Annotated in this window: 12 protein-coding genes and 1 pseudogene; 8 read left to right on the forward strand and 5 right to left on the reverse strand. The window is 62.2% G+C overall.

Annotated elements, in window-relative coordinates:
* Positions 1 to 76 precede the first annotated feature (76 nt).
* Positions 77 to 964 (forward strand): annotated as a pseudogene (locus tag AAFX91_RS33850) (MFS transporter); the annotation flags it as partial.
* Positions 965 to 986: 22 nt separating this feature from the next.
* Here the strand turns inward: AAFX91_RS33850 and AAFX91_RS33855 are convergent.
* The 5 genes from AAFX91_RS33855 to AAFX91_RS33875 all read right to left on the reverse strand — a co-directional run bounded on the left by AAFX91_RS33855 (position 987) and on the right by AAFX91_RS33875 (position 5160).
* A complete protein-coding gene (locus AAFX91_RS33855; RefSeq protein WP_394569457.1) occupies positions 987 to 1235 on the reverse strand; it encodes a hypothetical protein in 249 nt (82 codons plus the stop codon).
* Positions 1236 to 1390: 155 nt separating this feature from the next.
* On the reverse strand, positions 1391 to 2326 hold the full coding sequence (locus AAFX91_RS33860; protein ID WP_394569465.1) for an RNA polymerase factor sigma-32: 936 nt from the start codon (positions 2324 to 2326) through the stop codon (positions 1391 to 1393).
* Positions 2327 to 2449: 123 nt separating this feature from the next.
* Positions 2450 to 2881: a cupin domain-containing protein gene (locus tag AAFX91_RS33865; protein WP_394569466.1), complete on the reverse strand. Its 432-nt coding sequence runs from the start codon at positions 2879 to 2881 to the stop codon at positions 2450 to 2452.
* Between the two features lie 444 nt (positions 2882 to 3325).
* A complete protein-coding gene (locus AAFX91_RS33870) occupies positions 3326 to 4693 on the reverse strand; it encodes a sorbosone dehydrogenase family protein (protein ID WP_130582535.1) in 1368 nt (455 codons plus the stop codon).
* Positions 4690 to 5160 carry a DUF2231 domain-containing protein gene (locus AAFX91_RS33875; RefSeq protein WP_394569458.1) on the reverse strand — a complete coding sequence of 157 codons (471 nt, stop codon included), beginning with the start codon at positions 5158 to 5160 and terminating at the stop codon, positions 4690 to 4692. The genes AAFX91_RS33870 and AAFX91_RS33875 overlap by 4 nt, the downstream gene beginning before the upstream one ends.
* A gap of 612 nt (positions 5161 to 5772) precedes the next feature.
* Here AAFX91_RS33875 and AAFX91_RS33880 point away from each other — a divergent pair.
* The 7 genes from AAFX91_RS33880 to AAFX91_RS33910 form a co-directional block, all read left to right on the forward strand.
* Positions 5773 to 6372 carry a hypothetical protein gene (locus tag AAFX91_RS33880; protein ID WP_394569459.1) on the forward strand — a complete coding sequence of 200 codons (600 nt, stop codon included), beginning with the start codon at positions 5773 to 5775 and terminating at the stop codon, positions 6370 to 6372.
* A 282-nt stretch (positions 6373 to 6654) separates the two neighbouring features.
* Complete coding sequence (locus tag AAFX91_RS33885) at positions 6655 to 7209, forward strand: RNA polymerase sigma factor (RefSeq protein WP_130582537.1); 555 nt, start codon at positions 6655 to 6657, stop codon at positions 7207 to 7209.
* A 69-nt stretch (positions 7210 to 7278) separates the two neighbouring features.
* A complete protein-coding gene (locus tag AAFX91_RS33890) occupies positions 7279 to 7884 on the forward strand; it encodes a FecR/PupR family sigma factor regulator (RefSeq protein ID WP_394569460.1) in 606 nt (201 codons plus the stop codon).
* A 137-nt stretch (positions 7885 to 8021) separates the two neighbouring features.
* A complete protein-coding gene (locus AAFX91_RS33895) occupies positions 8022 to 8600 on the forward strand; it encodes a FecR family protein (RefSeq protein ID WP_394569461.1) in 579 nt (192 codons plus the stop codon).
* Positions 8601 to 8634: 34 nt separating this feature from the next.
* Complete coding sequence (locus AAFX91_RS33900) at positions 8635 to 9489, forward strand: serine protease (RefSeq protein ID WP_394569462.1); 855 nt, start codon at positions 8635 to 8637, stop codon at positions 9487 to 9489.
* A 112-nt stretch (positions 9490 to 9601) separates the two neighbouring features.
* Positions 9602 to 9994, forward strand: coding sequence for a hypothetical protein (locus AAFX91_RS33905; RefSeq protein WP_394569463.1), 393 nt, complete (start codon positions 9602 to 9604; stop codon positions 9992 to 9994).
* A gap of 234 nt (positions 9995 to 10228) precedes the next feature.
* Positions 10229 to 10680, forward strand: a 452-nt coding sequence (locus AAFX91_RS33910) for a POTRA domain-containing protein (RefSeq protein ID WP_394569464.1), incomplete at its 3' end; no start/stop codon positions are given.

Below are 10680 nucleotides of genomic sequence, written 5' to 3' on the forward strand. Positions count from 1 at the left end.
CTCCACCGATCCGCTCATGCCAGGCTGTATCGCGCGCAAGCCGAAGGATGGCTAGGTGGGGGCCTCATGCCGGTTACTGCTGACCTCGCTGGCACACGGCACGTTCTTCGGCGTCGGCTCGGTGGTCGCGACAAGCCTCGTCGCCGAGGACAAGCGCGCTTCCGCGATCGCCACGATGTTCGTCGGCCTCACGGTGGCAACCATACTTGGCGTGCCGTTCGGCGCCTGGATCGGGCTATCGCTCGGATGGCGCGCGGCGTTCTGGGCGGTTACCGTGATCGGCGTCGCAGCCTTTGCCGTCGTGGCGCTGTTCGTGCCGAGCCACGTGGGCGAGGACGGCAATGCGGTGACGATACGCGACGAACTGGCGGTGCTGCTTCGTCCGCAGGTCCAGCTTTGCCTCGCCATGACGGTGCTCGGCTTTGCCGGGGTGTTCACGGTCTTCACCTATATCCAGCCGATCCTCACACGCGTTACCGGATTTTCCGATGCTGCCGTATCGCCGATCCTCCTGGTATTCGGGCTCGGGCTGTCTATCGGCAACGTCGCCGGCGGACGGCTGGCCGATCGAGGCCTGCCGCGCGCTCTGATCGGAACGCTGGCAGCGCTCGCGGTCGTCTTGGTCGCAATGACCGCTGTGCTTCCGCTGAAGGTGCTGACCATCGTGCTGGTCGGACTGCTCGGCATCGCGGCGTTCGCGACCGTAGCGCCGCTGCAGTTCCGGGTGCTCGAGACCGCCGGCGAGGCCGGACGGACGCTCGCCTCGAGCCTCAACATCGCCGCCTTCAATCTCGGCAATGCATTCGGCGCCTGGGTGGGCGGCATCACCATCGATCATGGATTCGGTCTCACCGCGCTGCCGCTGGTTGCTGCGGCGATCACCTCGGCCGGTCTTGCCCTGGCGCTGTGGAGCCTGCGCCTCGATCGGCCGCAGGCCCAGGGGGCGACGTGTCCGGCGGAATAGCGCAATGGTCAGAGGTCTGCGGTCAGAACTTTCGGAGGACCTGGACGGTCCAGAAGCAGTCGACCTGATCGTCTTTGACCGTGTCCACCGTCATCAATGACCCACCTGAGCGCAGGCGGACAAGATCGCCGGGGCGAAATTGGGGCGTAGCGGGTCCGGCGGTCGCGATGCCCTGTGAAGCCGGGGCGGCAAATGCCGGAGCGAAAAAGGGCGCGTTGAGTGACAGGATCAAACCGGCACCGATCGAGAAGCGCTTCATCACTGCGAGCATGTCAGAGCCTCCGTTTCTTCAGAGACGATGAGGTGAGATCTTCAATACCTCACTAGAGCATTTTCGGTTCTGATTGAATCAGAACCGAAGCTCTAGATTCTTGTTTTGGCGCGTTTTCTTCACGTGAACCGGTATCCACTTCGCTCGAAAACGCTCTAGATCTGCATTTCGTATTCCGCGCGCATCCCTTCATGACCCTGCTCGTTCCGTTGCAGGCGGTCGCCTTGAGTGGGCGGCGGCACGCTCGTCGCGCCATCGGAGGTCAATCGATCGGTCCTCAGATAGCCGACGGCTGCACGCTTCACTTTCTCAAAGGCGTGGTTCTCGATCTGCCGCACGCGCTCGGGCGAAATGTCGAGCCGGTTGGCGAGCTCTGCGAGCGTGGGCGGATTGTCGGTGAGACGCCGTGCTTCGAATACCTGCCGCTCCCGCGGTGTCAGCACCTTCAGCGCGGCCGAGAGTGCGCTCGTCTGCTGGGTCGTCTCATCCCGTTCCGCCAGTATCACTTCGGCGTCCGGGGAATCATCGACCAGCATCGTCTCCCATTCCGCCGTTTGTCCATCGTCGTCCATCGGCTTGTTCAGGGAGAAGTCGCCGCGCAGCCGGCCGTCCATCTCGATCACGTCGGCAACGGTGACGCCCAGGTGCTGGGCGACCGTATTGGCAATTTCCGGCGTGAGCGAGGTCGGGTTGTTCGAGACTTTCCTGATTTCGCTCCTGAGGCGGAAGAACAGCTTCTTCTGAGCCGCGGTCGTTCCGATCTTGACGAGCGACCAGGAGCGCAGGATGTATTCGTGAATGCTCGCCTTGATCCACCATAATGCGTAAGTCGAAAAACGCGAGCCACGGTTCGGCTCGAATCGTTGGGCGGCAACGACCAGGCCGACATTGGCTTCGGCGATGATATCGGGAAGCGGGAGACCATATCCGCGATAATGCCGCGCTACCTTGGCCGCAAGCCTGAGGTGGCTTTTGACGAGCGCATGCAGCGCGGCCTGATCGCCGAGTTCATGCCAACGGCGTGCAAATTGCTGTTCCTGTTCCGCGTCCAATAGACAGTATTGTTCCATTGTAAAGATTCCATCAGTTATTTGCGCCCGACGCTTTGCGTCGAGAGCTGGTCGGGGCCTGAGCTATGTCGAGGCAGTACAATCATTAGGGGCAGGCGCTGCATCGGTCTTTCGAGAGCGACGGTTTTTGCTGAAACGCACATTTCAGATCACCTCGGTTGGGCGCACGGCGTCTCTGTCCGGCCAGACCGCGTCGGGAAGATTGACGATGATTGGCGTCGGCGTGCTGCGAACGACGACCCAGCGGAACGGTTGCTCGTTCGAGAGATTGCTTTCCATGTGCGGCAGGAAGGCCGGAACGTGGATGAAATCGCCAGCCTTTGCGTAGGCAACGAATTCTCCTTTGGCACCCCAGCGGATCTCGCAGGCGCCGGAAAGGACGAATGCGATCGTTTCCTGCTCCCCATGATGGTGGATACCGGTACACGATCCCGGCTTGACCTCGAAAAGCCCGCCCCAGATGGCCGAAGGGATACCGAGCGCGGGATCGATCGCGGCACGACGTTCGGAGCCTGGAGTTTGTGTCGTGCCGAGGTCGAAGCGATCGGGGCTGACAATTTGGACTGAGCTGTTCATGGCGATCACGCTCACGTTTCGCGTTAGCTGCTCGCTAACGATAGGCAGGCGTGGTCGGCAGGGCCATTAAACAGGGGTTTAATCAGTTCACGTCCGATTGAGAGGACGCTGCTTACAAATCGGTGAGCTTGCTGTGCTCGCAGACAGCGGGCTCACGCCGCAGTTATTTGTGAAGTGTGCGTCGGGTTGAGGAGGTGAGGCGGGCGTGCGAATTCGCAAAATACGTGCGATCTCGATCTTGCGATTGCCTGCGGGCCGCCCGCTATCCCGGCGACGACGGAGCCGAGCGTCGCGATACAAACGACGCCCGGCTCTGCCACGCTCCTTGGGCTCCTCTAGAGCTTTGGTTCTGATCCAATCAGAACCGAAGCTCTAGATTCTTGTTTTGAAGCGTTTTCTTCACGCGAACCGGTATCCACTTCGCTCGAAAACGCTTCAGGCGGCTTATGTGTCTGACTTGGTTTGGGCCGCTGGGCTCGTGGCGGACACCCGCCACACCGTGTTTCCAACATCGTCGGCGATCAGCAGTGCACCCGCCCGATCGATCGCCAGGCCGACCGGCCTGCCGTGCGCACGGTCGTCCGCATTGAGGAATCCAGTGACGACATCCTGCGCAGGACCGGATGGCTTGCCGCTGCTAAACGGCACGAACACCACCTTGTAGCCGTTGAGCGGGGTTCGGTCCCAGCTTCCATGCTCGGCGACGAATGCGCCTCCATGGTACTGCGCTGGAAGGTTATTGCCTGTGTACATGGCCAGGCCGAGCGGTGCCACATGCGAACTCAGGGCATAGTCCGGCACGATCGCCTTGGCCACGAGATCGGGGCGTTGTGGTTCGACGCGCGGATCGAGATGCTGGCCATAATAGCTGTAAGGCCAGCCATAGAAGCCGCCATCCTGCACCGAGGTCAAATAGTCCGGCACGAGGTCGGGGCCGATCTCATCACGTTCGTTGGCAATGGCCCAGAGCTTGCCGGTCTCGGGCTCCCACTGCAGCCCGGTGGGATTGCGCACGCCGCTGGCGAAGATGCGATGGGCGCCGGTCCCGCGGTCGATCTCCCAGATCGCGGCTCTCTCATACTCGGCCTGGATGCCATTCTCGGTGATGTTGCTGTTCGAGCCGACACCGACATAGAGCTTTGTGCCGTCAGGGCTCGCCAACAAGGTCTTGGTCCAGTGATGATCGATCGGCCCGCCGGGAAGATCAGTCAGCTTGGTGCCCGGGGCGGTGATGCTGGTTTGTCCATCCTCATAGGGATATCGGACGATCGCATCCGTGTTTGCGACGTAGAGATCGTGGCCGACCAGTGCAACGCCGAATGGCGAGTTAAGGTGGTCGAGGAACACCGTGCGCACATCGGGAATGCCGTCGCCATTGGTGTCGCGCAACAGCGTGATGCGATTTGCATCCTGCGCCTTGGCGCCGGCGAACCATTGCACCCAGCCGGTGACGAGATCCTTGGGCCGGAAGACAGGGGCCTTCGGGCCATTGCTTTCGACCACCAGCACGTCGCCGTTCGGCAGCACATAAAGCGATCGCGGATGTTCGAACCCCGTGGCCAATGCACGGATCTGCAATCCTTCCGCCACCTTCGGCGTTTCGCTGCCCCACGGAGCTGGCCGCGCAATCCTGATCGGCGGCAGCAGATATTGCTGCACCTCCGGCAAGTACGGATGGGCGCCGATCTGCCTTGCAGGATTCCCGCCGCTGTCGTCACAGCCGGCGAGACTCAAGGCAGCGGCGGCGGCCACAGCCACGGCGGCAAAGCGCGGCAGGTTCGCCGCACGGGAAAGATTGAGCAAGCTGGTCATTCGGCTGCTCCTGCGCGATCGCTATAGGTCAAGCCCCAACCTCCCACCGCCAGGGACAGCAGAAGGATCGTGACGAGCCCCGAGAGCGCGAGGCCGGTCGGCACCACCGCTGTATAGCCATCGCGGCTGTGAACGAGGACATTCACGATCGAGAGCACGATCGCGACAACATAGGTGAGTGCGCGAAACCAAGCCGGCCTCTGCCTGTCGATCAGGAGATCGATCACGGAAGCAATGGCCGCAAGCGCCGCGATCACCAGACCGGCCGCAATCAGCCAGACCGAAAATCTCTCCCACATCACCAGCGCAGTTCGCCAATAGGCGAGATCGGTGACGAAGGCGCCAATCAAATAGGCCACCGAAAACGGCAGCAGCATTTGGTGAATGGCGTGCCGGCGGGGCGCAACCACTGGCACCGCTTCGGGTTCGATTGTGGAACTGCTATAGGCCATCGCGATTTGCGTCATACTTCGATCCTCACGATAGTGTGCACGTGCGCGGCATCTCGGCGCCAACGCCTGCTTGGCAAGGCAACTTTCGATCTGTTCGATATGTCGGAGCGCTTCGCAGCTCCTATAGGTGCAAATGGGAAAGTGGGCGGCGCTTTCAAAAGCACGCGTTCGAAACTGACGGTAAATCCTCTGTGACCTTAGCCGCTGACCTCGGCTCGGCTCGCGAAACCTATCCGAGCTGCCTCCCGCGTCATCGTCTCGAGGCGTGCGCTCGTTCGGCTGCGGCGGTATCGGCGGGTGTGCCAAGGTCGGGCAGGTGACGCCGTCAGGCAATCTGTCATATGGTTGACATAGGAAGGTACCATGTGAGGACCGAGGACTGGCGCGACCTCCGGGATCTGCTTGCGCGAAATCGAAGGCCCTCGCGAGGAAGTAGCCGACGAGACGGCTCGGTTGTCAGTGATGGTACGTATTGGCCAAATCGCTTCGTCCCGTGCGCAAGTCTGGCAGAGGATGAGCTTGCCCCGCTTCGGCGCCTGGACCTTGGCCAAGGTTGCGGCGCTACTTGTCATTTTGGTAGGGGTTACCGTCGCATCTGGAAACGAGCGGAAGCCGCCGATCGGCCTCATGACGTTTAACATCCCGGCGCAGCCGCTGATCGACGCCCTGCAGGCATACAGCCAGCAGGCTGGCGTCCAGGTGATGTTCGAAACGACCTCGGCGGCCGGCTTCCGTTCGCTGCCGGTCAACGGCGAGTTCACGCCGCAGGCCGCGCTGCTGACGCTCTTGGCCGATACTGACCTGAGGGTTCGCTATAGCCGATCCAACGCCGTGACGCTCGCGCCGGCGTCCGTGCCGAATCCCGACGAGCCGCCCATCCATCCTCCGGTCTCCGCGGACATAACGCTTGGAACGTTGCGTGTTCGCGGTACGACCGACGCTTCCGATCGCAATCTGGGGGAGTATATCAGCCTCCTGCAATCGGACATTCAGAAGGCGCTCAAGAAGGGCGGTCGGACCAGGCGGGGCGAATATCGGGTCGCGGTCAAACTATGGGTGACGCCGTCCTCGCGAATCGTAGACAGGGCCGAGCTCGACGGTTCGACAGGCGACCTTGATCGGGATAGCTCGATCGCCGAGAGCTTGCGCGGCCTGGTGTTGAGCCAGCAGGCGCCGCCCAACATGCCGCTCCCGATCCGCTTCATGATCTCGATCCACGCGCTGTAGGCGACCAATATAAAGGGTTGCCTCAAGCTCCGGCGACATCTTAGTCGATGCTGCGGCCATCAAACGATTCTCGGGGCGTGCAGCCGTTGCCAACGATTGCGGCAAAGCGGCTGCGGTATCTCGATATTCCCGCACCTGTGGTTCGATTGCCGCAATCGCCGAACAGCTTGCAAGTGACTGATGTCCGTCACGCGAGTGTCATCCTCGGTCGATAGGGAAAATCGTGGGACTGACCACGGTCTGCGAAATGAAACGCAGGGCGTGGCGTTGCGGGGCTGGTAGGTGTCTGATTCGAATAGTAAATCTCTGCGAGAGACAGTCGCAGCTGATTACGAGGGCTTGGCCAAGCGTCTGACGCGCTGCCTTGGCTCCTCGGATTTCGCGCGCGAGGCGCTGCACGAAGCGTTTCTGCGGGTCGATCGAGTGTCCGATGCGGTGCCGATTCACAGCCCCGTCGACTATCTCTTTCGCACTGCGCTGAACGTTGCCAAGGATCGGCGCAAGAGCGATCGGCACTTGTTGAACGCCTCGGAAATCGCGGCGATCATGGACATCATCCCCGACGACCGTCCGGACCCGGCGATGGTGACAGAATCGCGCATCGAGCTGACGGAGTTTCAGAAGGCCCTCGCGGAATTGCCCGCCCGGCGGCGCGACGTGTTTGTCGCAGCCCATCTTGACCATCTCCCCCACCGCGAGATCGCTACTCGGTTTGGCATCAATGTGCGCACGGTCGATTTCGACCTGCAGCATGCCATGGAGCATCTCAGCCGCCGGCTCGGCCGCACCGTTCTCCGGCGCCTCGGGCCGCGTCCAAAGGCGAAAGCCAGCGAGTAGCTTGCATCTTGGCAAGGGACGTGCTTGTCAGGCTGTTTAGATCATAATCCGATTGGACGGAATCGGATCATGATCTCGTCGTCTTTGTTTGAGCATGATCTCCGCGCAAACGCTTCGCGTTTGTCGCGAGGGAAAACCGGTTTCCGCTTTTCCGGATCATGGTCTAGCGGCATTTTTCCAACGCGCACGGTTGAATGGCTGCGCGGACCGCGAATCTTCAAGAAAAATTTTGAAAGATGCACTTTCTATAGCGATAAAGAGCTTGAAAGTGCGGATAGCCCGGATTTTCGATTCAGTCTTCCTTTGCGTCAATCGTCTATAGAGCATGAGGACGCGGTATTTTTGAGTACGCCGGAATCATTCGGCGGGAGAATCAACAAAGAGCGATTGGCCTTGACCGCAGGCGACGATATTCCTTCCGAGCTGGACCCGCTGTTGCGGCAGGCGCTTGCGTGGGTTATTCGCCTGCACTCGGGCTCGGCGACGTCGGACGATGCTGCCGCTTTGGCACTTTGGCGGCAGCGCAGCGCTGAACACGAGGCCGCCTTCCGCGATGCCGTGAGGCTGTGGCGCAGCTTCGGGGAGGCCACGCGCGCGCTCGCCAGCCAAGAGCTTGTGAATGTCGAGCGCTGGAGGCCGCCTCTCGCGCGCGACAGGCTCAGCCGCCGGCGCTGATCGGGGGCGCGATGGCTGCTGCCGCATCGGTGGCCGCCGGATATGTAGTCGTCCGTCCGCCGATGGGGCTATGGCCGTCGTTCGAAGAACTGTCGGCGGACTATCGGACAGGCAAGGGCGAACGACGCAACATCGCCTTGGCCGACAACGTCTCGCTGACGCTCAACACCCAGACGAGCATCGCCGTGCGGTCCGAGCAGGGGGCTCCGCGCATCGAACTGATTTCGGGCGAGGCTGCCGTCCAGGCCGAGCGCGACGCGCCCGCGCCGCTTGTCATTGATGCCGCCGGAGGCCGCGTCACGACGCGTCGTGCCAGTTTCAATGTGAGATGTCTCGATCGTGCCGTCTCGGTGTCGTGCCTTGAAGGCGCCGTCGAAGTCGAATGGAAAGGACAACGCGTCGCCATTTCGGGCGAGCAGCAGATATCCTATTCGGCGGCGATGGGGCTCGGACGCGCCTCGCAAGCGGATTTGGAGCAGGCGGACGCCTGGCGAAAGGGTCTTCTGATCGTCCGCGACTGGCCGGTCAATCGTCTGGTCGAAGAGATCAATCGCTACCGGCCGGGCAGGATTGTCGTTATGGACGAGCAGCTTGGGCACCGGATGATTTCGGGCACATTCCATCTCGATCACCTGGACGACTTCATCGCTCAGGCCCACGGCCTGTTCGGCGCCACGGCGCGGTCCCTGCCGGGAGGCATCGTGTTGCTGAGCTAGCGTCTTGAATGGACTCCATGTCCCCCGCGACAAATTGTTCGACAAGACGGGTCTGCCAGACAAACTGCAGGACAATGAGGATTCAATGATCAAGCCGCGACATGCGGATGGCGTGCACCGGTGTCGCAAGTTGGCCACCGTCGTCCAAGGCATTGCGGTCGGTTTCGGACTGCTGGGGCTGACGACGACGGCCGCTTGGCGCGCCGAGGCCCATGACATCGGCTGGGCGGTTGGGAATTTCGCGCCGCATCAGCAGCGGTCTGAGGTTTCGCCCCTGGCGCGCACGCAGGAGCCTACGGTGCCTAACCGCCAAAAGACCGGCACCGGCTTTTTTGTCGACGACAAGGGCCATATGTTGACCGCCCGTCACGCGGCGGAAGATTGCTCGCGGCTTATCGTCTTCAAGGAAGGCCGGGCCCTGGCGGCGCAGCTCGTGGCCTTGTCGCCCAGCGCGGATATCGCGCTGATCAAGGTGTCGAAGACCCTGGGGCTGGCGGCGGTTTTCCCGAGCTCGGTCGGCGTGAGCACCAACGATATGGTGTTTGCCTCTGCTTACGATAAGCTGGCGACCAACCGCGGTATGTTTGCAAACGCGACCGTCGCGGGAAGCCCAGGCAGCCAGTCGGGTGTGCTGCAGATAGATACGGATGTCACCTTCGGCGCCAGCGGTGCGCCGGTACTGGACAGTCGTGGCCTGGTACAAGGGATAATAAGCCGCAGGACCGGATCGAGCCGTGTGGTCGCGGTGGGGGCAGGGGACGCCAAGAGTTTCCTCGCCTCCAAGGGGGTTCGTGTCGCGGAAGATGACCGGTCCCAGATCGTCGCCACGACCTCGCGATCCAGCCGGGCGGCTTCGATCTCGGCACGGGTCACGTGTTTGCAGAATTGAGGCGAGACGCATGTGGCAGATGAGTTCTCAATCGAATCCGTTCCCGGCGCGCCGACATTCGCGGCATCGGTCCGCGTCCAAGATAGCCGGTTGGGTTGCGGCGACGGCCATCGTGGCGACGTTTTCGCCGGCGCTGGTTTCCGCGCCAGCGCGGTCGCAGGAATTTCGCGAGGCGAGCAAGGCGCCGCCGCATTGGACTCAATTCGCGAAGCTGGTCAGGTATCGTTTTGAAGACTGGATGGGAGCGGATGACGAGGTCGGCAATCGTTTCCGGGCCTATCTTCGCGAACACCGCGGAAAAGAGGACGGGCCGCCGCAGATGCTCGAGGTGCGCGCCTGGCTCAATCCTGACGGCACGGTCGAAAAGGTGAGCTTCCCCCCGCTCAACAATGCGCAGGCCGAAGTTGATCTGCGGAAGATCCTCACGCGGGGCAATGTCGGGGAGGCACCGCCACCGGAAATGCTGCAGCCCCTGCGCCTGCGCCTGTTGCTGAATCTGAAATAGCATCACGACCGGGGACGACGTCGGAAAAGCCTGATGCTGCGTGGTTTGCGCCGCGCGCTTCGCTGGTGGTCCGCAGGGCGCACGCGCCGTCCGCGAATCGTAAGGCACACGCAAAAATTTCTTAAGACTTTGATTCAGTCTCGCTCCGGGTCGATCGTCTGTTGAAGTGAGGCACCATGAACGCGGCATTCCGCCGTGTCGTCATGTGTGTGCCCAGGAGACGAGCGAGCACCCGTGCAATCTGAGATCGGTTACAAGCGTGGCGGACCTGCGTCCGCCCGAACGGTGTTGCTCGGCCTGAGGCCTATCGTGTCGGTGATCGCCGGCGGTCTTTGCGCGCTGACATGGGGTGAGGCGGGTGCCGCCCCGCAAAGGGCGCAGCAGCCGGCGAATGCATCCCCTGCGCCGCAGCCCGCGAATGCGGACGGTGCGACTGCGCCCGCGCCGGCCGGGGCGGCGGCGCAGAGCGCGGCGCCGGCGCAACGCTTTGACATCGACGACTTCGCGGTGCAGGGCGCCGACAAGCTGCCGCAGATCGACGTCGAGGAGGCGATCTATCCGTTCCTGGGTCCGGGCAAGAGCGCCGACGATGTCGAGAAGGCGCGCGCGGCGCTCGAGAAGGCCTATCGCGACAAGGGCTTTCAGACCGTGAGCGTGTCGGTGCCGACGCAGAATGCGCTGCGCGG

Origin of the sequence: Bradyrhizobium sp. 31Argb (genome assembly GCF_043638955.1) — a bacterium.
Classification (GTDB): domain Bacteria; phylum Pseudomonadota; class Alphaproteobacteria; order Rhizobiales; family Xanthobacteraceae; genus Bradyrhizobium.